Origin of the sequence: Spiroplasma endosymbiont of Sarcophaga carnaria, from assembly GCF_964019595.1 — a bacterium.
Classification (GTDB): domain Bacteria; phylum Bacillota_I; class Bacilli_A; order Mycoplasmatales; family Mycoplasmataceae; genus Spiroplasma; species Spiroplasma poulsonii.
Genome location: NZ_OZ026456.1, coordinates 472557 through 498825, shown reverse-complemented (window position 1 = coordinate 498825; position 26269 = coordinate 472557). Strand labels below are relative to the sequence as shown.

Annotated in this window: 27 protein-coding genes; 18 read left to right on the top strand and 9 right to left on the bottom strand. The window is 27.9% G+C overall.

Annotated features, from left to right (window positions below; translation table 4 throughout):
• The first annotated feature begins 7 nt into the window (after positions 1-7).
• The gene (locus tag AACK91_RS03025) at positions 8-1198 is read left to right on the top strand and encodes an acetate kinase (RefSeq protein WP_338964052.1); all 1191 of its coding nucleotides are present in this window, start codon (positions 8-10) and stop codon (positions 1196-1198) included.
• Between the two features lie 53 nt (positions 1199-1251).
• On the opposite strand, the gene AACK91_RS03020 is transcribed toward AACK91_RS03025, so the two are convergent.
• Together AACK91_RS03020 and AACK91_RS03015 are read right to left on the bottom strand one after the other, a co-directional pair.
• Entirely contained in the window at positions 1252-2385 is a 1134-nt protein-coding gene (locus tag AACK91_RS03020) for a phosphatase PAP2 family protein (RefSeq protein WP_338964050.1), read from the bottom strand.
• Positions 2386-2569: 184 nt separating this feature from the next.
• Complete coding sequence (locus AACK91_RS03015; protein WP_338963247.1) at positions 2570-3532, bottom strand: IS1/IS1595 family N-terminal zinc-binding domain-containing protein; 963 nt, start codon at positions 3530-3532, stop codon at positions 2570-2572.
• A gap of 264 nt (positions 3533-3796) precedes the next feature.
• On the opposite strand from AACK91_RS03015, the gene AACK91_RS03010 reads away from it, so the two are divergent.
• From AACK91_RS03010 to AACK91_RS02965, 10 genes are all read left to right on the top strand, one after another.
• Positions 3797-4516, top strand: coding sequence for a hypothetical protein (locus AACK91_RS03010; RefSeq protein ID WP_338964048.1), 720 nt, complete (start codon positions 3797-3799; stop codon positions 4514-4516).
• A gap of 94 nt (positions 4517-4610) precedes the next feature.
• Positions 4611-5756 carry a hypothetical protein gene (locus AACK91_RS03005; protein WP_338964045.1) on the top strand — a complete coding sequence of 382 codons (1146 nt, stop codon included), beginning with the start codon at positions 4611-4613 and terminating at the stop codon, positions 5754-5756.
• Positions 5757-5860: 104 nt separating this feature from the next.
• Entirely contained in the window at positions 5861-7030 is a 1170-nt protein-coding gene (gene rmuC, locus AACK91_RS03000; RefSeq protein ID WP_338964042.1) for a DNA recombination protein RmuC, read from the top strand.
• Between the two features lie 23 nt (positions 7031-7053).
• Positions 7054-7602 (top strand): alanine racemase, encoded by a 549-nt coding sequence (locus tag AACK91_RS02995; protein WP_338964039.1) that lies wholly within the window; start codon positions 7054-7056, stop codon positions 7600-7602.
• Positions 7603-7870: 268 nt separating this feature from the next.
• Entirely contained in the window at positions 7871-8104 is a 234-nt protein-coding gene (locus AACK91_RS02990) for a hypothetical protein (protein ID WP_338964036.1), read from the top strand.
• Between the two features lie 322 nt (positions 8105-8426).
• On the top strand, positions 8427-9389 hold the full coding sequence (locus AACK91_RS02985; protein WP_338964034.1) for an IS1/IS1595 family N-terminal zinc-binding domain-containing protein: 963 nt from the start codon (positions 8427-8429) through the stop codon (positions 9387-9389).
• Between the two features lie 119 nt (positions 9390-9508).
• Complete coding sequence (locus AACK91_RS02980) at positions 9509-9772, top strand: hypothetical protein (protein ID WP_338964032.1); 264 nt, start codon at positions 9509-9511, stop codon at positions 9770-9772.
• Between the two features lie 164 nt (positions 9773-9936).
• The gene (locus AACK91_RS02975; protein ID WP_338964030.1) at positions 9937-11496 is read left to right on the top strand and encodes a hypothetical protein; all 1560 of its coding nucleotides are present in this window, start codon (positions 9937-9939) and stop codon (positions 11494-11496) included.
• 202 nt (positions 11497-11698) lie between these two features.
• Positions 11699-12520: an aldo/keto reductase gene (locus AACK91_RS02970; RefSeq protein ID WP_338964028.1), complete on the top strand. Its 822-nt coding sequence runs from the start codon at positions 11699-11701 to the stop codon at positions 12518-12520.
• A gap of 71 nt (positions 12521-12591) precedes the next feature.
• Positions 12592-13467 (top strand): lipoprotein, encoded by an 876-nt coding sequence (locus AACK91_RS02965; RefSeq protein ID WP_338964026.1) that lies wholly within the window; start codon positions 12592-12594, stop codon positions 13465-13467.
• Between the two features lie 16 nt (positions 13468-13483).
• Here AACK91_RS02965 and trpS read toward each other — a convergent pair whose 3' ends face one another.
• Positions 13484-14506 carry a tryptophan--tRNA ligase gene (gene trpS / locus AACK91_RS02960; protein ID WP_338964025.1) on the bottom strand — a complete coding sequence of 341 codons (1023 nt, stop codon included), beginning with the start codon at positions 14504-14506 and terminating at the stop codon, positions 13484-13486.
• A 183-nt stretch (positions 14507-14689) separates the two neighbouring features.
• Between trpS and eno the strand changes: the two genes are divergently transcribed.
• From eno to AACK91_RS02945, 3 genes are all read left to right on the top strand, one after another.
• Complete coding sequence (gene eno / locus AACK91_RS02955) at positions 14690-16066, top strand: phosphopyruvate hydratase (RefSeq protein ID WP_338964022.1); 1377 nt, start codon at positions 14690-14692, stop codon at positions 16064-16066.
• Positions 16067-16160: 94 nt separating this feature from the next.
• Positions 16161-16370, top strand: a complete 210-nt coding sequence (locus tag AACK91_RS02950; protein WP_338964020.1) for a hypothetical protein — start codon at positions 16161-16163, stop codon at positions 16368-16370.
• 140 nt (positions 16371-16510) lie between these two features.
• On the top strand, positions 16511-17389 hold the full coding sequence (locus tag AACK91_RS02945; RefSeq protein WP_338964017.1) for a protein NO VEIN domain-containing protein: 879 nt from the start codon (positions 16511-16513) through the stop codon (positions 17387-17389).
• Between the two features lie 42 nt (positions 17390-17431).
• Here AACK91_RS02945 and glpK read toward each other — a convergent pair whose 3' ends face one another.
• The 4 genes from glpK to AACK91_RS02925 form a co-directional block, all read right to left on the bottom strand.
• Positions 17432-18943, bottom strand: coding sequence for a glycerol kinase GlpK (gene glpK / locus AACK91_RS02940; protein WP_338964015.1), 1512 nt, complete (start codon positions 18941-18943; stop codon positions 17432-17434).
• A gap of 18 nt (positions 18944-18961) precedes the next feature.
• Complete coding sequence (gene glpO, locus AACK91_RS02935) at positions 18962-20140, bottom strand: type 2 glycerol-3-phosphate oxidase (protein ID WP_338964013.1); 1179 nt, start codon at positions 20138-20140, stop codon at positions 18962-18964.
• 31 nt (positions 20141-20171) lie between these two features.
• Positions 20172-20921: an MIP/aquaporin family protein gene (locus AACK91_RS02930; RefSeq protein ID WP_338964011.1), complete on the bottom strand. Its 750-nt coding sequence runs from the start codon at positions 20919-20921 to the stop codon at positions 20172-20174.
• A 138-nt stretch (positions 20922-21059) separates the two neighbouring features.
• Complete coding sequence (locus AACK91_RS02925) at positions 21060-21362, bottom strand: hypothetical protein (protein ID WP_338964010.1); 303 nt, start codon at positions 21360-21362, stop codon at positions 21060-21062.
• A gap of 181 nt (positions 21363-21543) precedes the next feature.
• Between AACK91_RS02925 and hpt the strand changes: the two genes are divergently transcribed.
• Positions 21544-22134, top strand: a complete 591-nt coding sequence (gene hpt, locus AACK91_RS02920) for a hypoxanthine phosphoribosyltransferase (protein WP_338964008.1) — start codon at positions 21544-21546, stop codon at positions 22132-22134.
• Positions 22135-22177: 43 nt separating this feature from the next.
• The gene (locus AACK91_RS02915; protein ID WP_338964006.1) at positions 22178-22828 is read left to right on the top strand and encodes an ECF transporter S component; all 651 of its coding nucleotides are present in this window, start codon (positions 22178-22180) and stop codon (positions 22826-22828) included.
• Between the two features lie 32 nt (positions 22829-22860).
• Here the strand turns inward: AACK91_RS02915 and AACK91_RS02910 are convergent, their stop codons facing one another.
• Positions 22861-23907, bottom strand: coding sequence for a TSUP family transporter (locus AACK91_RS02910; RefSeq protein WP_338964004.1), 1047 nt, complete (start codon positions 23905-23907; stop codon positions 22861-22863).
• 382 nt (positions 23908-24289) lie between these two features.
• A complete protein-coding gene (locus tag AACK91_RS02905; RefSeq protein ID WP_338963247.1) occupies positions 24290-25252 on the bottom strand; it encodes an IS1/IS1595 family N-terminal zinc-binding domain-containing protein in 963 nt (320 codons plus the stop codon).
• A 100-nt stretch (positions 25253-25352) separates the two neighbouring features.
• On the opposite strand from AACK91_RS02905, the gene AACK91_RS02900 reads away from it, so the two are divergent.
• On the top strand, positions 25353-25529 hold the full coding sequence (locus tag AACK91_RS02900) for a hypothetical protein (protein ID WP_338964002.1): 177 nt from the start codon (positions 25353-25355) through the stop codon (positions 25527-25529).
• A 49-nt stretch (positions 25530-25578) separates the two neighbouring features.
• Positions 25579-26265 (top strand): SGNH/GDSL hydrolase family protein, encoded by a 687-nt coding sequence (locus tag AACK91_RS02895; RefSeq protein WP_338964000.1) that lies wholly within the window; start codon positions 25579-25581, stop codon positions 26263-26265.
• The last annotated feature ends 4 nt before the right edge of the window (positions 26266-26269 follow it).

Below are 26269 nucleotides of genomic sequence, written 5' to 3'. Positions count from 1 at the left end.
AAATAATATGATTTTAGTAATAAATGCGGGAAGTAGTTCAATGAAATTTCAACTGTATAAAGTAACTAATAATAATTACGAAGTGATTTGTAAAGGTTTAGCGGAGCGAATCAATATTGATGGAATTTTTACCATTAAATTTAATGGGCAAGAGTTTCAAACAAATGAAGATTTATCAGACCACAGTGCAACAGCAAAGGTTTTAATTGCTAAGTTAAAAGAGCACAAGATTATTCAAGATTTTTCTGATATTCAAGGAATTGGGCACCGTATTGTTCATGGTGGTGAAAAGTTTACGCAATCAACGGTTATTACCGATGAAGTTTTTGCCGAAATTAAACGAATGGTAACATTAGCACCATTACATAATCCACCTGCAATTGCGGCAATTGAAGCGTTCCGTAGGATTGTTTCAGTTCCAAATATAGCTGTTTTTGATACATCATTTCATACCACAATTCCAGAAGAAAATTATTTATATTCAGTACCATACGAATGATATACTGAGCATCAAGTTCGTCGGTATGGTTTTCATGGCATTTCATACCGTTACATTACAAAACGCTTAGGAGAAGTTTTACAAAAACCTGCGGCAAATCTTAATGCCATTATTTGTCATTTAGGAAATGGGGCGTCTGTTTGTGCGGTTAAAAATGGAAAAAGTTTTAACACGTCAATGGGGTTAACTCCCTTAGAAGGATTAATTATGGGGACTCGTAGTGGTGATATTGACCCTTCAATTCATCAGTTTATTGCTAGCCAAACTGGTGCATCATTAGATGATATTACTAATACATTAAATAAAAAATCTGGTTTATTAGGAATTTCGGGGGTATCTTCAGATTTACGTGATGTATTTAAAAGCAGTAAAGATAATAGCCGTAGTCAACTATCTTTAACAATGAGTGCAAAACGAATCGCAAAGTATATTGTTGCTTATGCCAATGATTTAGGAACTAAACTTGATGCTGTTGTTTTTACGGCTGGAATTGGTGAAAACTCAAGTGAAATGCGTCAATTAGTAATTAATGAAGTTAAACTTTTGAACTTAGAATTATCAACGCAAGCAAATCAAAGTTCATATGAAAATGAAATTTTAATTTCAACTCCACACGCAAGTTGTTACCCAGTGTATGCAATGCGCACAAATGAAGAAGCAATGATTTGTGAAGACACGTATCATTTAATTAATAAATAAAAAATTAAATTAAAATGGTTTAAAATTCTATTCAGAATTTTAAACCCTTTTTATTATAAAGCAAGATGTTTAGCAAAGATTTTATTAACACTAAAATGAATAATGATAATCATTAATGTTGAAAAAATAAAAGTGAAAGCAGTATCTGAAATTCAATGAAATCTTTCAACAATAAGGGCAAAATTCATCGATAATATATGACATAATCATAATATGAAGCATAGTTTTATTTTTCAATTAATTTTATTATTGTTTTTATTTTTTAAAAATAAAAGAATTAATGCACCACTACAAAATGTTGCGTTAATATGACCACTAGGAAAAGCATATTCTCATGGTGTTTTAAATGTTGGCATATTGGGATTGTTAAATAAGGCAAATGCTGGTTTTCATAATGGGTATTTTCATTCTGTGGGAATATTATTAACATAGCCATTCCCAATATTATAACCGTAACGAAAAGATGATTGTAAATAGTGATCTAAAAAGGTGGTATGTTCTTGTATTAAATCATCCAAAATAGCATTATAATAGTAAATTCGATGAGTTGCTCCTTTCATAATAACAATAATAAAATAAGACACAATTAAAAAACTTGCGGTTTTTACGGCTTTTAATCAATGTTGTTCTGTTAATAGGCGTTGTTTTTTAACTAAACAATAACTAATATAGTATAAACCAAGACTCAAGAGAATTGTTTGATAAAAGAAAACTAAAATTGCACTTGTTAATTTATAATGGTAATCATCAAATAAAATAAAGTCAATTCCAGGTCCAAATCCGTCATCTTTCCTAGGAATTAATGCTAAATTAACGGTATTTCCAATTACTCAGGCACTTAAACCTAAAAAATAATAAGCAGCTGTAATTCAATAGTATTTTTTAAATTTTTTGTTTTTTTGATTAATTTTTATTAAAAACCATTTTTCAATTAAAATTGCAAGATAAATTATTACAACTACAATTAATTCTGTATTTCCTAATTGATCATAAAAATGAACTCAGTATTTTACAAATTCATTTGTTAAGCCTTTTGCAAATTCGACAGCAATTTGATAATCAATTGGATACCATCCTGTTGCAATTAAAAGACAAATACTAACAATAACAATAATTAATAATGGAATGGCAAAAAATCAAAAAACACCGCTTTTCTTCATAAAAAAATTTATTTGTTTTTGGTGCATATCTTGGCTCCATTCTTTCATAATTATAAAAGGATTAATAAAAAATGATAATTGTTATCTTTTCCATTATATGTTAAAAAACCACTTTAATTTTGTCGAAAACTCTTGATGAAATAAAAAAAATCATCAATATGACAATTTGAAAACTAATTTTGTGTAAGATTATGATTTTGCTTTAAATTTTTTAAACGTTAAAATATAATACCGTTGATTGTTGGTTTGGTGTTAAACCTTTGTGTTGGTATTTTCATTTTCAGAGCTTTAAATAATTTTGAATATTAGTGAAACCCAAACCATGATAATGAATTAAGGCTTCTTTAAGACTGGATTGTAATTTACTAATCTTATTTAACTTTTGATAACTAGTATCAGGGTTTGTACTAGTTTTGGTGGAATATAGAGTAGAATTTGTTTGTTTTGCTACTAATAAATATAGTGGTTGCATATCAGAAATAATTATTGATTTTTCTTTAATTAGTTGCTTATTCATATTTTCAATAATCCATTGTTTTTGTAATCTTTTGGTATTGGTGGATTGAACAAAAATATTATTATTGCTATCAACTGCCATTTGAATACAGCATTTGGTATCAGTTGAAAATGGATCGAGATGAGTTTTTCGTTTATCAAATTTATCTTTAAAATTGCCTTTATGAATTTCTTTAATAAATGTTTCATCCATTTGGATTTGACCATTTAATTTTTTAAATTTTAACTGTGTATTTTCTAATTGTTTTGATTGCATTAATTTTTGTCGATTATATCAAGCGGTTTTTGGGGTTGTTTTAATAAAACGAGAAATTATTTTACTAGATTGTCCTAACAATGAAATTTGAATTAATAAATTTCACTGTTCATAATTTAAATGACTTCAATAAGTAAAATGATGACGAAATGCATCAAAACTAGCACGACATTTTTTACATAAATATTTTTGTTTTCCTTCGGAATTATGACCATTTTTAACACAATGAAAAGATTTGCAATTAGGACATATAATGCCTTTATCTCTAAATTTTTGATCAATTTCATTTAAACGTTTTTGTTTTTTAATTAAGTCTGCTTGTTGTTTTATTTTTTCATAAAATTCTAAAAATTGATCATCTGTTAAGCTATTTATTAATTCTGTAATTATTTTTTTCATCATTTATTTACCTCTATATATTAAAAATATACCTAATTTTAGGTATATTTTATAAATATCAAGAGTTTTCGACAAAATTAAAGAAAAACCATCATAAAAAATATTTTTTTCTTTTATTTTAAAATTTTTCACGGTATAATTACTCTGAACATTATTAATAGATAAAATAATTGTTAATTGGTTTTAACTGTTAGTTCACAAAGGGTTTTTAATTGAATTTAAAGTTAGATATAATATTAAGTGGGCAATGTCATATAGGTGATTAAAATGAAGACAAATTTCAAAAAGTATTTTCAAACATTTTTTAATATATATTCCATATTATTTATTCTATATTTTGGAATTTCATTTTTTTTAACGCGTTTTATTCGCCATTATACTAATTGAGCTTTTATTACTGTGACTTTAAATTTAATCTATATTATTTTAATAACGGGTTCTTTTTTATTTTTCTTAGCAATTTTAATTCAAGTTTTACAAAATTTTAAGCATTATAAACGGATTATTTTGCAATGAGATAACATTTTAAAAATCAATATTATTGTAATATTATTGTGAATAGCTAATATTTTATTATTATCATATAAGGTTTATGTTAATACTTCTGCCACAGTTTTGGTTAATCGGTTTACGCAATTTTACTATCAGTTTTACCAATCAATTTTAATTTCATTTTATTTCTTTTATGCTTTATTTGTTATTACTTTTTTTGTTACTTTAATTACCTTTCAAATTTACTTAATTTATTGATATAAGATTAATGATTTAATTTATTTTAATCCATTGATTAATTTAACATTATTCTTTATTATTTTAAGATCATATACTTTTGTTAAGTATCGAATTAATGATTTAATTATTTTTTTATTAAAAAAATTAATTTTAATATCTTTTCTAATTGCAAATATAATTAAAAGTTATCGTTTACTGCTTTTTAAAAAGGAAACAACCCCACCACAAATGTTAGATTTTAAAATGATTTTATAAAGGAAATATTTTTATTAAAATTTGATTTATTATTTAATAATACTTAAGAGATATAATTAAATTTACTAAAATTAAAACAAAGGAGAAAGAAAAAATGAAAAAAATGATGATGATTTTAACTTCATTAGCATTAACAACACCAATTGCAGGGGCTGTAATTGCTTGTAAAGATGTTAACAAAGGGGGCCAAACTGAAGATGGGTTTCTAACAGTTACTAATATTAAAAGACAATTAAAAAAAGAAGGGTACAATATTGATAATTTAGATGTTGATTTGGCATCAGGAATGAAATCAGCAATAATCCGTTTTATGCCAGATGCACCAAACCGACCATTTTTAACAAAAGAAATGGCTTTAATATGACCAACAACTGACATTAATAAAATTATTACCGTTACATCAATGCCATATGATAAAGGAATGGGGAGCCCCTTAGCAGCACAAACTGTATTAGATGCTGTTAATGGTTTAAATGGGACGAAATTTACTCTTGCTGATGTTGACGTTGATGTTGATCAAACAACTCATAATTCAACAATTACTCCAACAAAAGCGGGGGGAAATTTTACTGGGGCACCAATCACAATTGTTAATGAACCAATCACCTTTACTGAAGCCTTTCCGCTAACAAATATTGGTGATATCTATATTGATGAAACATTATGAAATAATTATAAAGATAAGCAGGAGAATAACAAAACAGCGTTAACGGCTGCTATTATGGAGTTTGTTGGCGATCGCAATCGTTTTGCAGCTTTATATAAAAAGACAATGTTGGAGGTAATGATGAATGCCATGATGAACGATGGTGTTACCTTAACAATTGATACAAATACTGGTGTGGGAAATCTAAAGATTGAAGCAAGTGCGGTTTGAGTTATTAATAAATCAGTTTTAACAGCTAACTTTACCATTCATTCAACGCCACGAAAATTTTTAAATGATAAGAATGCAAAGCCAACATCGGGTAGCACAATTAATGTATCATTAGATAAAACTTATACTGAAGCAACAGTTGATATGTTACGTTATGATCTTGTGACAAAGTTATTAGGACAAGAATTTGCTGATCAATATAAAGATATTTGGTATGATGAAATTTGAGTAGTCTTTAAAGCAGACAATTCAGGAGCAACGGTTAATGCTAAACCCGGGTCAAAAATTTTGGCAGCATCTGATGCTTTAGCATCATTAATGACAAATATTCCATCGTATACTTTAAATGTAACTTTTGCTTAAAAGAAAAAAGAAACTCATTAACTTATGAGTTTCTTTTTTTGTTATGACAGTTTATAATTAAAAAGACATATTAATGATCGTTTATAAAATTAAGGGGGAGCAGTATGACAACAATTTCATATGTTTTATTAGGTATTATTTTAGGTATTTTAGTTATTTTTTTAGGAATTTATTTATTTAAATCAAGTAAAAAAACAATGGCCAATAATGATTCAGCATTATTACAAAAAGATATTCAAGCATCAAAAGAAATTTTAGAAAAACAAGTAACAATGTTACAAGGGCAACTTACAGAACAAAAACAAGAATTATTAAAATTAATTAGTGAGTTTCAGCGTTCTTCGATAACTAATGATAATGAGTTTAATCGAAATCTTACAAGCTTATATGAGGGTTTAAATAGTTTTAAAAACAATTTATCAAAGCAAGACAGCGATTTAAAAAATAACTTAAATCAACAGGGGCAGTCTATTTCAAAATCATTTAGTGATGTTTTATCAAATTTAAATGTTTTAAAAGAATCATCAGTAACTTTAAAAGAAGTCGAAGAAAAAGTTAAAGCATTAAATGATATTTTTTTAAATAATAAAAAACGAGGTAATTTAGGAGAATATTTGTTAGAAAAAGTATTGAGTGATATGTATGGGGAAGGACATCAAGGATGAGAACGCCAGTATCGCTTACCAACCGGAACCCTAGTTGATGCGTTAGTTAAAACTGGCGGAGCGAAGGAAAACATTGCGATTGATGCTAAGTTTCCGTTAACAAATTATAATAAATATTTAGAAACTAGTGAAAAAGCAATTAAAGATAAATTTTTAAACTTATTTAAACAAGATTTAAAAGATCGCATCAATGAAGTTGCAAAATATATTAACTTAGAAAATGAAATTTCAAGTGCAATTATGTTTGTTCCCTCAGAAGATTTATTTGCTTTTATTTATGGTCAATTCCCTGAGGATGTTATTACTTTTGCTTTTCGAAAGAAAGTGTGAGTTACTTCACCAACAACTTTGTCTGCCATTTTATTTGTGTTAGAAAAACATATGCGTGAAGTTGCTTTTAATAAAAACTTAGAAGTTATTAAAAATAATTTATTGCGAATAAAAAGTGAATTCGACCGTTGAGTTGAACGATGAGAAGAATTTACGAAAAACTTTACAAAATTAAATGGCAATATTGACCAATTAAATACCACACACCATAAAATTCATAGTCAATATAATAAAATTTTAAATGATCAACAATTAGAACAACCTCTTGATGAAGTCTAAAACAAAGAGGAAAAGGAAAAACCATGTATCCAAAACTAATATGAAATTTACCCCGTATTAAAACAAATTGCCAAATAATGGTGCAAGAATGTACAACTAGAAACTTAGACCTTGTCGGGGTTGTTAAATTGGGGGTCGGCCAAGAAAAAATTGTCTCAACATTAATAGAAAGCGGAATTAAAACAATTGCTGATTCTCGCATTTTAAACTTGCAACAATTTGCCCATTTTCCAGTTAGAAAAATGTTATTACGATTACCAATGTTAAGTGAAGTTACAATGGTTGTTAATAATGCTGATTGTGTTTTGGTATCTGAACTTGCAACAATTAAGGCTTTAAATCAAGCGGCACAAATTATTAATAAAAAATTTGAAATAATTTTAATGATTGAAACTGGTGATATTCGCGAGGGACTATGAGATGAGGCATTAATTTTTCAAACAGTTAAAGCGGTATTATCGCTATCGCATATTAAGTTAACTGGTTTAGGAACTAATTTTGCTTGTTTTGGTGCAACAGTTCCCACTGTTAAAAAATTAAATCAATTAGCAAACTTAAAACAACAATTATAACAACATTTTAGTATTATGTTGCCAATTATTAGTTGTGGTAATTCAAGTCATATTACAATTTGAGATAACCCACAATTAGACCGAGCAATTAATCAAATTCGGAGTGGGACAGCTTTATTAATGTGTTTAGGTTTAAATGATGAACCAATTCCTTTTTTACAACAAGATAATTTATGATTAGAAGCTGAGATTATTGAATTGCAAACAAAGCCAAGTGCATCAATTGGAGCACGAGGATTAGATGCTTTTGGCCGGGTAAAAGAATTTGATGATGTTTGGCAATCGGGTAAAAGCAATAATTGCCTTAGGACGACAATATTGTCCTTTCGAGGAATTAACACCTTTTGAAAAAGGAATTACTATTTTAGGACAATCAAGTGACCATACAATCTTAGATGTTGCTGATTATCAGGAACAATTAGCAGTTGGTAGCATTATTAAATTTAAAACAACATATTTAGCAAAATTAATGTTAGGAACTAGTTGTTATGTTCAAAAATAATTTTTAGAATAACAATAGTTTGGTTAACTACCCTTACTTGGCCACGGTAAAATAATATTACTAAATCAAAAAAGGTTTAGGTTATTTTTATGGTATAAATAAATTTTTAAAAAATATTAATTATATTAAATATCAATAACCTGTATCAACAAATATTTATAAAAATAGATTTTATATTTTTATATTTTTTATTTGTAAAAATATAATATTTTTGTAATTTAATAAAAAATATCAGAAAGGGACTTTAATTTTGTCGAAAACTCTTGATATTTATAAAATATACCTAAAATTAGGTATATTTTTAATATATAGAGGTAAATAAATGATGAAAAAAATAATTACAGAATTAATAAATAGCTTAACAGATGATCAATTTTTAGAATTTTATGAAAAAATAAAACAACAAGCAGACTTAATTAAAAAACAAAAACGTTTAAATGAAATTGATCAAAAATTTAGAGATAAAGGCATTATATGTCCTAATTGCAAATCTTTTCATTGTGTTAAAAATGGTCATAATTCCGAAGGAAAACAAAAATATTTATGTAAAAAATGTCGTGCTAGTTTTGATGCATTTCGTCATCATTTTACTTATTGAAGTCATTTAAATTATGAACAGTGAAATTTATTAATTCAAATTTCATTGTTAGGACAATCTAGTAAAATAATTTCTCGTTTTATTAAAACAACCCCAAAAACCGCTTGATATAATCGACAAAAATTAATGCAATCAAAACAATTAGAAAATACACAGTTAAAATTTAAAAAATTAAATGGTCAAATCCAAATGAATGAAACATTTATTAAAGAAATTCATAAAGGCAATTTTAAAGATAAATTTGATAAACGAAAAACTCATCTCGATCCATTTTCAACTGATACCAAATGCTGTATTCAAATGGCAGTTGATAGCAATAATAATATTTTTGTTCAATCCACCAATACCAAAAGATTACAAAAACAATGGATTATTGAAAATATGAATAAGCAACTAATTAAAGAAAAATCAATAATTATTTCTGATATGCAACCACTATATTTATTAGTAGCAAAACAAACAAATTCTACTCTATATTCCACCAAAACTAGTACAAACCCTGATACTAGTTATCAAAAGTTAAATAAGATTAGTAAATTACAATCCAGTCTTAAAGAAGCCTTAATTCATTATCATGGTTTGGGTTTCACTAATATTCAAAATTATTTAAAGCTCTGAAAATGAAAATACCAACACAAAGGTTTAACACCAAACCAACAATCAACGGTATTATATTTTAACGTTTAAAAAATTTAAAGCAAAATCATAATCTTACACAAAATTAGTTTTCAAATTGTCATATTGATGATTTTTTTTATTTCATCAAGAGTTTTCGACAAAATTAAAGGAAAGGGACAACAAATAAAATGAAAAAACTTTTACAATTATTATTAATTACCACAATTGCAAGTAGCGTTTTACCAATAACAATTGCTGCTAGTTTATGAAAAAAAGAAACCAAAATAGAAAACAAACCAAATTATTTTTTAAAAGCAAATAGTTTTAAAACAAGTCATAAAACAAAAAGAGAGAATCATCCGATATTTTTACCAAAATTAATAAAAAATACCAATTTAGGGAAAATTCCTACAAACAGCGAAGAAGACATTTACAGCAAATTATTGCCTTAAATAGAAATGTTAGGAGGAATGAAATTGCTGTTGCAAGATTATTAGATAATCAAGCACAAATCGTGTTGCGAGAAAACTTGGAGAACAATACTTTTTATCAAAATAATTTTATCTGAGTAACTTTTGAGACTCAAGGTGATATTGAAATTAGAGTCGGTAATTCAGTGTTTTATTGCAGTTATGATCAAGTTCATTTAAGACGAAACAATAACAATTCATCACTTTTTAATAATTTTTCAAATCCAACTTCGTCTTTATTTAACGATCATACAAGTATTAATTTAGGAATAATTCCTAACAATCAATTAGATACGATTATCAATGGTATTAATAATTATTTATTAAATCATAATGGTGCTAATTTTTTGGATAATTATTATCTAGTACATTATAGTCATTCTGATGCTATTATTGCACCAAAATTTTCACAATATGAAGGTGAAATTGTAGTAACTTTTACTCTAAACACAATTGGCTTAAATTCAATAATTACTAACACTGATTTAGGAACAATTAGTCTGCAAGAGTTTCTTCCAAGAATATATCAGTTAAATCCTTTATTAAATAATTTACCACTTTCTTTTGCTTTTATTTCATATAATGAGGCAATTGTTTGAACAAATGATAATGGATTATACTTTGGTTCAGTAAACGTTACATATAATCTTGATGTTGTAACTAACAATATTCCAGACCAATCACAAAATAAAAAATTTGATTCGCCAAATAATTCGGGAGAACAACAAAATTTTAATAATACACCACAACCAGCACCAACCGCGTTGCAACAAATTCCAGCTTCAGCAGCAAGCTCATCGTACAACAATGATAATTTTAATGGCGGTAAAAAAGCTAAGAATGTTGTTATTGTGTTAGATAAAAACACGCAAGGTTGACTCTTACATACTGGTGATAGTTATATTGGAACAAATAATGGTGTTATTTTAAACTATGCTCAAAAAGGGGAAAAAAGTCATAACTTTACAAATTTAAATTTTCCAATCGTTAATCTTACAGCAGACGGTAAAGGTGGAGTTTTTGCTCTTAATAATATTGGTGAGATTTATCATTTAGATTCACAAAAATTAAGTTCAACTTTAATGCCAAATCTAAAAAGTAGCAATTTAAAAAAAGAACTATTGCTTTATTTCAATAATAGAAAAGAAAATGTTACAATATCTTTTACGGCTAGTAACAATATTAATTCATTTGATATCTTTACCTTTAACCTTGGGAAAATAAACCCATTAAATTATAAATATATTGAATTTAATGATGTTGATTCCCAGGCAGGAACATATTGAGGAAAAACAAAGTATGGTTATCCTTATGAAAACGAAGATAAAGTAAGATATAAATATACCATTCCAAAAATAAATTATACTTTTAATAGTTTACTAAAGACAAAAGATAATTTATTAGAAAATATTATTACAAACAATAGTAATATTAGTGGTGGAACGCCAATTCAAGAAATTGATAAAACAACGTCTAATACAATTCAAGAAATTGATAAAACAACGTCTAATACAATTCAAGAAATTGATACCCACTACTATTCTGCCTGAATGGGGTCAAAACAAAAATTTGGAATAAACTTTTATTGATATAAGGGTAATTATTACTTTCAATTAATTTTATTTCATTTGTTAGATTGAAGAGCTTCTTATGCTAGTTTAGAAAGCAAAATACAACTTGGGAATAATATTAGACTATATAATTAAATTTCAAAAACAGAATTATTTTATTAGTAATCCTGTTTTTTTGTTTAAATTTTTAATGTAGTGTTTAAAATCATAATTTATATTTTAATAATTATTGTGATGTTTAATAGTCTTCTTGAAATGTTTGAATAATTTAGATTGTTATTTTTTTAAATAACATTTACAATATAACTAAAGGTCTAGGAAAAGAGGAAAAATAAAAATGAAATTAATTGAGACAAAATTAAAACTTTTAAATGGAGTTGAAATCCCATTAATTGGCCTAGGAACTTATAAATTAACTGATGAAACCGAAACTTATCAAACTGTTTTAACAGCATTGCAAAATGGTTATCGTCATATTGATACAGCACAATATTATGGGAATGAAACAATTATTGGAAAAGCAATAAAAGATAGTGGGGTTCCCCGTAATGAAATTTTTATTACAAGTAAAATTTGAAATGCTAATCATAAATATGATGCTGCTTTACAAGAAGTTGATAATATTTTGCAAAGATTGGATATTGATTATTTAGATTTGTGTTTAATCCATTGACCAACTGTTGATCGGAATGAATGTTTTCGAGCATTAGAAACTGCTTATAAAGCAAAAAAAATTCGAGCAATTGGCGTTAGCAATTTTGAAGTTAGTCATTTACAAGAATTGATGACAATTAGTGAAGTTAAACCAATGGTTAACCAAATTGAATTACATCCTGGCTTAAATAACACTGCTGTTGTTGAATTTTGCCAACAAAATGGCATTATTGTTGAATCATGAGCAACACTAATGCAAGGAAAATGTGTAACAAATCCAACCATTTTAAAAATTGCGGAAAAACATCAAAAAAGTCCAGCTCAAGTTTGCTTAAAATGAGCAGTACAACAAAACATTGTTGTTATTCCAAAATCAACGCATAAAGAACGTTTGATTGCTAACACTCAATTAGATGATTTTATGTTAGATGAAGCAGATATGGCAACATTGTTTGCATTACCACAAGAAAGATTAGGACCAGATCCAAATCATGTTGATTTTTAAAATTATTAGTTAATAATTTTAAAAATCTTTTTTTGTTATAATTTACAATATAGCTTAACAAAAGGAATGATATGATGAAAAAAATAATAGGTATCCTAGGAACAATAACAATGATTGTAACACCTGTCACAACAGTAATTAGTTGTAATCAACAAGAAAGACATTATGTTCCAACGCGAAATACTGATATGGAAGCTGATATTAGTCAGTTTTTGTCGCAGTTTACTTTGCAAGCATTTAACGATGAAGGTGATTACTGAGTAAAACATGATAATGATGATTTAATTTTTACAACCTTTAATAAGGAAAAAGAAGCCCACACTTTGGCACCAATCATTAATTATGATTTTAATAATTCAGAAGCAGTTTCAGCTTTTGAATTACCAAAACAAAACATTTTATTTAAAACATATCTTGTTGCAATGCCATCAAAGTTACCACCACCAGAACAATTGTATCGTGATTTTCAATTATTTTCCTTGATTAGAAATACTACTGCATATAGTTATACAAAGGGTGAAACAACAATGCAAGAAATTACGATTGATGGCGAACATTTAACAACAAAAATTTATTATTTAACAATTAATTTAAATAGTAATGTTTTTTGAAATTATGAAATTAATAAAGATTTATTAAGTTATTTAATTAATTATATCCAAACGAATCCAAGTTTTATTTTTTCACAAAATATGACTGACGAAGCAATTATTACAAGATGGTTAACAGCTGTTTACAATGACTCTAATAATTTCAAAATTAGTAATATTAAAACAATTAAAAATATTTCTGCTTTAACTGCTTATTTAACCGATAAACTTAATTTTCAGTTTAATAATTTAGATACTAAGCAAATTGGTAAGCAAGGTGAATTTAACTTTAATGTTAGTGATCAAAAAAACAATTATCGTTGACAATTGAACCAGTTAAAATATGAAATTCGTTAAGAATAATTGTTATGTGTTATTTTCTTTTATAATTTAAACCAACGGTATTTTTAATTTTTGTTAATTTTTTATTGGCAAGATAGCGAGCTTTTTCTGCGCCAGCATCAATTAATTGGTCAATGGTATCATCTTTAATTAGTTGATGATATTTTATTTGAATTGGTTTTAAGGTTGCAATAATTGTTGATGCTACTTCTTCTTTTAACTGACCATAATCATAATTATTTAATGTTTTAACAGCAGTTTCAATTGTGATGTTTTTTAAAACAGTATAAATTGTTAAAAGATTACTTACCCCTGGTTTTTGTTCAGGATTATAATCAATTTTCCCGTCAGAATCAGTTATTGCGGAACGAATTTTTTTACGAATAATGTCCGGGGCATCTAATAATTCAATAAAAGATTTTGGATCATTTGAGGATTTACTCATTTTTTTAGTTGGATTTTGTAAATCCATAATTTTACCACCAACAGGGGGAATAAAATCATTAGGAAGTTTAAAAAGTTCTTGTTGGTAACGATTATTCATTCGTTCTGCAATGTTTCGTGTTAATTCAATATGTTGTTTTTGATCTTTCCCAACTGGAACTAGGTCAGCATCATATAATAAAATATCAGCAGCCATTAAGGTTGGATAAGTTAATAGTCCGGTTGGAATAAATTCAGTTCCATTTTCCGCTTTCATTTTAATTGATTTATCTTTAAATTGTGTCATTCGTGATAATTCTCCAACAGTGGTGTTACATAATAAAATATGGCTTAATTGGGTTAATTCTAAGACATCTGATTGAACATAAATAATTGCTTTGTTAGGATCTAAACCACAAGCATAATATAACGCAATCATATTTTTAATATTGCTTCGTAATTCTTCTTTTCCAATGGGAATTGTAATTGCATGTAAATTTGCAACAAAAATAATTAAATTATTATCTTTTTGTAATTCAATAAAATTTTTAATTGCGCCAATATAATTTCCTAATGTTAATTGTCCAGTGGCAGTAATTCCTGAGACAATTGTTGGTGTTTTTCCTTCCATCTTTTTTCCGTCCTGTTCCAAAATTAATGATATATTAGTATTATCATAGCAAATAATTTTATCTTTGCAATCAAAAAACAAGGAAAAATGATGTTTTTTCTTGAATTTTCATTGTAATTTATTTACTATTGCTAGAACAAATAATATAATAATCTCATAGACTTAGAAGGAGAGTACAAAATTATGTCAAAAATTGAGAAAATTTATGCTCGTGAAGTAATTGATTCACGAGGTAATCCAACGGTTCAAGTTGAAGTTTGAACAGAATTTGGTGGATATGGTTCAGCGATGGTGCCATCAGGAGCTTCAACGGGAAGCCGTGAAGCACTAGAATTAAGAGATGGTGATAAAGGACGTTACCAGGGGAAAGGTGTCTTAAAAGCTGTTAATAATGTGAATACAAAAATTGCTGAAGAACTTGTTGGTATGGAAGCAACTGATCAAGTTGCAATTGATAAAGCCATGATTGCTTTAGATGGAACAGATTTTAAAAAGAATTTAGGGGCTAACGCTATGTTAGGAGTTTCAATGGCGGTTGCTAAAGCAGCTGCTTGTGAATTAGAAATACCATTATATAAATATCTAGGTGGAGTTAATGCTAAAAAACTACCAGTACCAATGTTAAACATTATTAATGGTGGAGAACATGCTGATAGTGCAATTGATTTCCAAGAATTTATGATTATGCCTGTTGGAGCACCAAGTTTTAAAGAAGCGCTACGATGATCATCAGAAATTTTCCATACGTTAAAAAAAATCTTACATGATAAAGGAGATATTACTGCGGTTGGCGATGAAGGGGGCTTTGCACCACACTTTAATTGAGCTTATAAAGATCAATCATTAGCATCATTCCAAGCAAGAACACCAGCTGAAGTTGCCTTAGACTTAATTGTTGATGCAATTAAAGCAGCCGGATATAAACCAGGCGAAGATGGAGTTATGATTGCAATGGATTGTGCTTCATCAGAATTGTATTTTGAAGATAAAAAATACCACTTTAAGAAAATTGAAAAAGTAACTGGTAAAGAATATGCAATGACAACAGAAGAATTAATTAAATATATTGATAAATTAGTTGACACATATCCAATTATTTCCGTTGAAGATGGTTTAGCAGAAGCGGACTGAGCTGGATTTGAATTACAAGTTAAAACAATGGGACACAAAATCCAAATTGTAGGAGATGATTTATTTGTTACAAATCCAAAAATTACAGCGGAAGGAATTGCTAATGAAGCTGCTAACTCAGTTTTAATTAAATTAAACCAAATTGGAACAGTTACTGAAACAATTGATACAATTCAATTGGCCCAAAAAGCTGGATGAACAGCAGTTGTTTCACACCGTTCGGGAGAAACAGAAGATTCAACAATTGCTGATTTAGCAGTAGCTTTAAATGCTGGACAAATTAAAACGGGAAGTATGTCACGAAGTGACCGTATTGCAAAATATAATCGTTTATTAGCAATTGAAGATGAATTAGGACCTGTTGCTGAATATGATGGAATTAAAACATTCTATAATTTAAAAAAACATGTTTTACATTTAAAAAAATAGTTATTTTAATTAGCAAATTAAATTGTATAAGGCACCATTATGTGCCTTTTTGTTTGAAAATGTTAATATATTTACAAGTAAAGGAGTATACACTGTGGATAAATTTATTGAAATAGGTGGTTTACTTAAAACTACATGAGGGGTAGAGTATTATACGAAAATAGAAGATTATTCATCAGATAATCAAAAAAAATTGAAGAAAGCTTTTTCATTAATGAAAGAAATAAAGTATAATATTTTAATTGATTTTGATCTAGATTTAAGTGAATATAGGCTAAGTATTCTCAAGAAAGTGGTCGTTTAGCTAAAACTCCTTGAATAGGCATTAAAAAAGATAAAGCTTCAGCAAAATGATTTTCAGATTCTAATTGTTTTGCAACTGCATTAATTTTTACTCCAGAACTTAATGGTATTTTTATTTGTATTTGTTGTAGTGCCGCAAATATGATTAATAGTAAAAAAATAGTGAAGAAAAAAAGTATTATTTTTAAAACATTAATTGAATATAATCAAAAATTCAAAGAAAAGTTAGAAAAAGAATTTAATTTTAAATATAATAATGTGTTACCCCCAAATCCAGAAAAATTATTAATTCCTTCAAATCCAAATAAATCTTCTAGGGGTAATTTATATTTATATTCTTCATTTGTATATAAATGACTGTCATTTGATGAAATAAATGAAGATATACTTTTTAACGAGCTAAATTTATTATTTGAAATTTACGATAAAATTACTGAAAACATTAATATGTCCTCTTATTATAATATGTTAGAAAAAATTGATTTAATAGATAATATTTCTGATAACTTATTAGATGGAATCATTAAAAAAGTTGATAAGGTTAAGAGTTATAATTTTAATGAAAGAAAATTAATTCCAATTAAAGGGAAAACAGAAAAAAATAATAAAAAAAACATAATTTCTAGAGTTCAAATGCAAGAAGCATTAACTAAAAAAACAAAAATAGGAAACAAAGCAGAGGAAGTTGTTAGAGATTATGAAAAACATTATTTAATAGAAAATAATAAAAATAATTTAGCTGCAAAAGTAAAAATTTTAGATATTGATGATGCTGGATATGATGTTGATAGTTTTTATTTAAATGGAGATTCAAAGAAAATTGAAGTTAAAGGAACTTCTGGAACACAAAACAAAATTTATATATCTAGTAATGAGTTAAATGCTGTTATTAATGATGATGTTTTATTATACTTTGTTAAAAAAGTTAACACTGAGGAGCCAGAAATATTTCATGTTGAATTAAACACAGATACTGAATACAATCCAATTGCTTATGAAATAAGATTGGAATATAAATAAAAAAATGCTATAAATAGCATTTTTTTATTTGACAACACTTTTTTATTCAATATCTTTTAGTCAATTTAATGTTCGATTGACAGCAACCTTTCAACCTTTTAACAGTTTTTGGACAATTGCTTGATCTAATTTAGCATAATATGTTTTATCAACATTTAAAATTTGTTTAATTTCATCACGGGATGTTCAGAAATCAACAGCTAAACCAGCTAAAAAGGCTGCTCCCATTGCCGTTGTTTCAATACTTTTTGGGCGAATTACTTCCACTTGGGTAATATCCGCTTGGAATTGCATTAAATATTCATTACGGCTAGCACCACCGTCAACTTTAATTCTTTTAATTGGTTTTTTTAAGTCCTCAGCCATTGCCATAATAACATCATAAGACTGATAAGCTAATGATTCTAAGGTTGCTTTTACTAAGTTTTCACGTTTTGTTCTGCGTTCTAATCCAAAGATTGCTCCGCGTGAATAAGAATCCCAGTATGGTGACCCTAACCCTGTAAAGGAAGGAACAACATACACTCGTTGGTCATCTTTAACAAGATTTGTGTATCAATCCGTTTCACTAGCATGATAAATGATCTTAATTTGATCGCGCAATCATTGGACAGCTGCTCCCGCCACAAAAACCGAACCTTCTAAGGCATAAGTTATTGTTCCTTTATAATCAAGAGCAATTGTTGTTAATAAACCATTATTTGATTTAATTGGAGTTTGACCGGTGTTCATTAAAATAAAACATCCAGTTCCATAAGTATTTTTAACTTCACCCGGTTCTAAACAAAGCTGTCCAAACAAGGCTGCTTGTTGATCACCAATGGCACTAGCAATTGGAATTTGAACGTCGGTTTCTTTGCTTAATAATCCCGGAAAAGTATGACCATAAACTTCTGAAGAGGATTTTACTGTTGGTAAAATGCTCTTTGGAATATCCATTAAGGTCAATAATTCATCATCTCACTCTTTCGTATGAATATTAAATAACATTGTTCGACTGGCATTAGTTGAATCAGTAATGTGTGTTTTACCATCCGTTAAACGATAAATTAATCAAGTATCAATTGTTCCAAAAAGTAAGTTATTATCCTTTGCTAATTGGCGGGCTCCTTCAACATTATCTAAAATCCATTTTATTTTTGTCGCAGAAAAATAAGGGTTAATAATTAAACCAGTTTTTGTTTGGACTAATTCACTTTTTCCTTGGGCAATTAATTCATCACAATATTTGGTAGTACGACGGTCTTGTCAGACAATAGCATTATAAATCGGTAAACCAGAGCGTTTATTTCACATTACTACTGTTTCACGTTGGTTAGTAATTCCGATTCCGACAATATCTTCTGGTTTAATTTTTGCTTTATTAACTGATTGCACTAATGTTGTTCGTTGTGAGTTTCAAATCTCAACTGCGTCATGTTCAACTCAACCAGCTTTTGGGAAAATCTGACTAAATTCTAGCGCATCACTTGCGACAATTTCACCTTTGTGATTAATTACAAGAGTGCGACAACTTGTTGTTCCTTCATCTAAACTTATAATATATTTTGGCATTATAAACGTTTCCTTTCGTTAAATTGTTGGAATAATTTCAGTTTGGATAGGATCAAAATGCGGGTTTGTGATTAATTCACAGCCAGCGGCCGTTAGTAAATGGCAAATATATTTGGTAATTGCAGGGGCACTACTTAACCCGGGAGATTTTGTTCCAGCAACATTGATAAATCTTGGATTATCATGGGCTGGTTTTAAATAAAAATCTTTGGAAAGGGGTTCAATTGGGCGTGATCCCGCAAAAGTTTGACATGTTTTTTCCATTTTAAGGTTTGGAATAATTTTAGTTCCAATTTGACCAATTTTTTCATACATTGCTGGTGTAACAAGACGGGTTTCTGCTTTTGGAATATTGTCTTCCGCGGTTGGGCCAACTAAGAGATGACCATCTAACGTTGGCGCAACAATAACACCTTTACCATGAATTGTTGGCACCATAAAAATAATATTTTTTACTAAATTACCCTCACTTTTTTCTAAAACACGATATTCACCACGTTTTGTAACTAATTCGTAATCGGGATAACCAGCTTTTGCGGCAAGGATATCACAATAGTGGCCAGCAGCATTAATTAAGTATTTTGCAAAATAAGTAACTTTTTGTTCTTGATGTAAGGTTGTAATTTCAAAGTGGTTCTGATCAGCATGATACTTAATATTTGTTACCATGTGATCTAACTTTAAATGTTGCTTATTTTTAATACTATTTGAAAAAAGACTTTGGGTTAAGACCACGGGGTCAACAACATACGAAGAAGTACATAACAATGCTCCTTGAACATCAGGACTTAGGTTTGGTTCTAAAGCATGGACTTCTGCTTGGTTAATAAGACGTAAATGTTTTGGATCAACATTGTTTGTAATTCCCCGTTCATATAGCATTTCTAAGTGTTTTTGTTCTCCATCATTAAAAGCAATCACAAGTGAATTAACTTGTTGATAGGGAATTGTTAGTTCTTTAAAAATCGTTTGATAAAGGTGATGTCCCTCTATATTTAATTTTGCGGTTAATTTTCCTGGTGTTGGGTCAAAACCACCATGAATAACACCAGAATTTCCAGCGGAAGTTTCCATTGCTACTTTTTTATTTTTTTCAATTGTAATGGTTGTTAATTGATAGCGGCTTAATTCACGGCTAATTGCCGCACCAATAACGCCACCACCAATAATACAAACATCATAAGTGGATTTTTTCATGATATTTATAATATCCTTTCTATTAAATTGCTTAAAATAGTAAGAAGATTCCGCCAGTAGCAAGACCAGCACATGTTGGTGCTACAACTGGAATTCAACTATAACTTCAATCTGAGTTGCCTTTATTTTTTAATGGTAAAACAAAATGAACAATTCTTGGAATTAAGTCTCGAACAGGGTTAATGGCATAACCAGTTGTTCCTCCTAATGAGATTCCAATTCCAAAAACTGTTAAACCAACAAATAGTGGCCCCAATGTCCCTAAACTAAATGTTTCATATTTACCAATTGTTAAAATTGCGGCAACTAATACAAATGTTCCAATAAATTCAGCAAAAAAGTTAAAGAAGGCAGGACGATAAGTTGGTCCTGTTGCATGCATCGCAAGAATAAAATCGGGATTATCACTAACAGTATCTTTAATATGTTTTCAATAAAAGATATCTACAATAATTTGGCCAATTAAAGCCCCAGCAACTTGCCCTAATAATAAGGCTGGTAGTAAGAATCACCCGTTATTAATAAATCAAGTTTGTTGAACAACCATTGCAAATGTTACTGCTGGATTTAAATGAGCAACTCCCTTTAGAGCGCTACTAGCCATTGCTCCAACTAGCACCGCAAAACCTCAGCCGGCAGTAATTGCAAAAAAACCTTGTCCATTTCCTTTTGTATTTTTTAATAAAATGTTAGCAACGACACCATTTCCTAAAATAATTAAAAGCATTGTGCCGAACATTTCTAAACCAAAATGTTGAAAAAATAATTGGGTATTTGCCATGTTTATTTTCCTTTCTTATTTGTAAAGTATGATGTTTCATTCAGATTTTATTATGTTTTAAGCTAATAATAAATTCCCCCTTTCTAGAATAATTTAAATAAAATAATTATGAATAAAGTGCTAATAATTTTTAGCAAATTACTGAAAAGTAATTAATTTTTGGTAATATTTGGTAAAACACGATTCAATTTCGGTAACGATTAAAGAAGCTTTTTTCTTTCATAAATCATAATTTTCTAAGTTATATAAGATTGTTGTTAAAATATGGATTAAATCAATTTTAACATAAGTTTTATTTTTGTTAGTATCTTTTGCAATAGCAAGGCGATATCCTTCCCGTGTAAAGGAAAAATATGCGGCAAATTTTAATTGGCTTAATCTTAAATGCATACGAATGTTTTCTAAGCAATTAATAATCCTGTGATAAATTTCAATTTTCATTTTAGAATTCTCCTGTTAAGTTTGCTACTACCTTTATTTTAACCAAGTTTTTTTATAAAACTTTTTAAAAACAAAAAAAAATCACTTGTATTATAAATAATGATTTTTTAAAACTAAGAACCTTTTAATTGGGGCTTGATTATAATATAATTAACTTATTAATATTAAGTGAGGCAAAAAAATGAAATTACATCCACTCGTCAAAGAAGTTTTAATTACCGCAGAAGAAATTGAACAAAAATGCTTAGAATTAGGGCAAGAAATTAGTAGTTATTATCTTAATGAATATCCGGTTCAAGATAATACCATTTTGTGTTTGGGATTACTAAAAGGTTGTATTCCTTTTATGGCAAAATTTATTCCCCATTTAGTTGGGGTCGAATGTGAGACGGAATATACGGTTGTTTCATCATATTTTGGTGGGGTAAAAAGTAATGGTGTTCCACAAATTTTATTAGATTTACCAATTCCGGTCACAAATCGTGATGTTTTATTAGTCGAAGATATTATAGATAGTGGTAAAACAGTTAAAATGATTAAAGAATATTTATATTTAAAAGGTGCTCGTAGCGTTAAAGTTGTTACTTTATTGGATAAAAAAGCGGGACGCGAAGTAGATTTAGTTGCTGATTGATATGGTTTTGACGTTCCGGACGCTTTCTTAATTGTTTTTGGGTTAGACTATGAAGAACGTTTACGAAACTTACCATATATTATTGCGATTGCTGATACAGCAAAGTTAAAAACATGACAATGAGGAACAAAAAAATAATGAAACAATAATAGTAAGTGTGAAATTATTATTGGAGGCACAAATGAAAAAAATTACAACAAGAATGATTACAATTAATAGTATTATTATTGCTATTTTTTTACTGTTTGCATTAGTTCCTTCATTAGGATATATTGCGGTTGGTCCAGTTAATCTAACTTTAATGCATATTTTATTTTTAATTGGAATGTATGCGTTATATGTCACAATGAATCTAAATTTAATTTGAGCAGGTTTAATTTATGGTCTTGTTTTTGGCCTGTCTTCGTTAGTTCAAACACTTATTTCCCCAGGGATTACAAGTTTTATTTTTATTAACCCCTTATTTTCCGTTGTTCCCCGTGTTTTAATGGGACTTTGTGTCGGGGTTTTGGCTTATTTTTTAACAAAGATTTCTGATAACATTGAAACAAAAATTTATGCAAATCAAATTACTGAATTAACATGATATCAACGACATTATTTAAAAATTTATAATGTTATTATTGCCTTTACAACAGCAACTTTAAATACTATTTTTGTTTTAGTTTTTATGTATTTTATTGGACCATTAATTTATACTAATCCTGATCAACAAGCTATTTTTCGAACTTTTACTTGACTTATTTTAGCAACAAATTACTTACCTGAGATGGCTTTAGCAGTTGCGATTTTCCCACCTGTTGCTTATGCTTTACGAAAACTTTATTTATAATTTGAATTTGTATAAAAGAACATTTATCTTATTTATGGTTTAGCTAAAACTTTTCGATGTTGTTGATAATAATTATAAAACATCATTGCTGCTGTATATCAAATTACTACAATAATAATTCAGTTTAACACATTAATAAAATTAGTTTTATCTAGTCCTAATCCATTTTGAATTCCGATAAAGACAATTAAATAAGAGGCAATAACCACAAAACTACCACCTAAGATAAAACTAGTGGCAATCTTAATATCGTAATTTTGATATTTAATAAAACGAAAGGCCCCGATGGGCATTAAAAAGGCTGCTGATCCCATCATAATTGGGAAGGCACATAATAAACTTAAGCCCATTAAATATGTTACCGCCATTGCTGGCGCATAAATTCCGACCCCCAATGATTGTAGAATTCCTAATATAAAAAAGATCATAGATCCTAAGAGATATTTTCACCACACTTCTAACGAATCACTTGTTCTAGCGGATGGCATAACATGAACTTCTTTTTGACCTAATAAAATAATGATTGAAATAATAATTAGAGCAACTCCTAGTAAAATTTGAGTTCATCCTAATTTAATCTTATTAGCTAAAAAAGCGCCAATATAAGCACCAATAGCAGCTGATGGAATTAATAATACTAGTGTTATTCATTCGACTTTTACTAAAGAAATAAAAATAATTGCTTGTAAACAAGTAGGAATAGCATGACCAACATTTAATGTTCCTAGTAATTGTTTATCGTTTTTAACTTGCTTTGTTAATTTTAATAAAACAATGCTAATGGCAAAAGAACCAATCCCAATTGTGTCACAAAAATCTGCAATAAAACCAATTAATCCTAATTTTCAAAATTTTTGTTTAGTATTATACTGAAATTCACCGGTATCATCTTTTGCAAAGTTCCGATAACTATTTTGTAAATAAACCACGGCAAAAATTCCAACAATAATTAATAAAATATTATTAATAACAATTGCAATGACTGTTGGCTTTCAAATATTTGTAAAATATAACGATAATAACAGAATTACCATTACAATTGGAATACTAATAAAACTTCAAAAAAAGATTTTTTTCACAACCCAATAAATGCTCCTTTACTAAAATTGCAAATTCTAACTTAAAAAAACAATTTGTATTGTATTCTTGTTTAGAACATTATAAAATTAATAATAGTAAGAAAGAAGCGAGAAATAGTGAAACAACCGGCAGGACTTATTTTTATAAAGGTAATTTTATTTCTTTTGTTGTCACCACTGTTATATTTTTGATATCTTTTATTATGACCATTGGGTTATTTTTTAGCTCGGTTCCACACCACAGACGAATTTTCTGAACAACTAGAAAAGAATACTACTGAGCTTTAATTTTGTCGAAAACTCTTGATGAAATAAAAAAAATCATCAATATGACAATTTGAAAACTAATTTTGTGTAAGATTATGATTTTGCTTTAAATTTTTTAAACGTTAAAATATAATACCGTTGATTGTTGGTTTGGTGTTAAACCTTTGTGTTGGTATTTTCATTTTCAGAGCTTTAAATAATTTTGAATATTAGTGAAACCCAAACCATGATAATGAATTAAGGCTTCTTTAAGACTGGATTGTAATTTACTAATCTTATTTAACTTTTGATAACTAGTATCAGGGTTTGTACTAGTTTTGGTGGAATATAGAGTAGAATTTGTTTGTTTTGCTACTAATAAATATAGTGGTTGCATATCAGAAATAATTATTGATTTTTCTTTAATTAGTTGCTTATTCATATTTTCAATAATCCATTGTTTTTGTAATCTTTTGGTATTGGTGGATTGAACAAAAATATTATTATTGCTATCAACCGCCATTTGAATACAGCATTTGGTATCAGTTGAAAATGGATCGAGATGAGTTTTTCGTTTATCAAATTTATCTTTAAAATTGCCTTTATGAATTTCTTTAATAAATGTTTCATCCATTTGGATTTGACCATTTAATTTTTTAAATTTTAACTGTGTATTTTCTAATTGTTTTGATTGCATTAATTTTTGTCGATTATATCAAGCGGTTTTTGGGGTTGTTTTAATAAAACGAGAAATTATTTTACTAGATTGTCCTAACAATGAAATTTGAATTAATAAATTTCACTGTTCATAATTTAAATGACTTCAATAAGTAAAATGATGACGAAATGCATCAAAACTAGCACGACATTTTTTACATAAATATTTTTGTTTTCCTTCGGAATTATGACCATTTTTAACACAATGAAAAGATTTGCAATTAGGACATATAATGCCTTTATCTCTAAATTTTTGATCAATTTCATTTAAACGTTTTTGTTTTTTAATTAAGTCTGCTTGTTGTTTTATTTTTTCATAAAATTCTAAAAATTGATCATCTGTTAAGCTATTTATTAATTCTGTAATTATTTTTTTCATCATTTATTTACCTCTATATATTAAAAATATACCTAATTTTAGGTATATTTTATAAATATCAAGAGTTTTCGACAAAATTAAAGCTACTGAGTGAGTAAATATTATGGTTGTAATGTTATTATGAATTTTTTGTTCTATTATTATTGCATTGTTATTTTTAATTTATACATTAGTACAATATTTGCGAGTTTATCAAGATTTAAATAATGCTTTACGTAGTTTATTTGGTTTAGTATGAATTATTTCCTTTTTTCAAAAAGTTTTAAAAATTAAAGCATAATTAGTTATAAGTAAGATAAAATAATCGTATAGAGGAGAGAGTGGTTTCAATGAAGAAAAAAATTGCAATTTTAGGAGATTCATTAACATTTGGTTATTTACCAATGGGAATTGGTAAGATGCCAGAAGCGGATAATTGACCGGCAAAATTAGCAAATTTATTAACTCAACATTATCAAACAACAGAAATTGAAATTCAAACTAATGCACAACCAGGACGAACAATTATTAAACCATTAATTGATTTTGGGTTTCCACAAGATAATGGGATGTATAGTTTATTAGCATTGTACCAAAAAGCGAGTCCGTTTGATTTGTTTATCGTTTTTTTAGGAACAAACGATTATTTTGGTTATGATGCGTATGCAAAGTTAAAAGAAATCGCAGACTATCCAATTGAAGAAAAAATCGTTACTTCATTAGGACAATTAATTAATCAAATGAAAAATTTTCATCGTGATAATCATGAAGAAATTAATTATAAAATATTAGTTGTTTGTCCACCAAAAGCATTAACAATGCATAATGGTGAATTATTAACTTCATTACCAAGTGCTTATCAAAAATATTTTGCTAATTTAACAATTCTTGTTGTTAATTTACAACTAACTGCTAATCCACATATAGAAGATCAAACAACATATGATGGAATTCACTATACGCCATCTGAAACTTCAGCGGTAGCACAAGCCATTTTTGATGTTATTATTAATGACAATTTATTAGCAGTAAATTAATGTA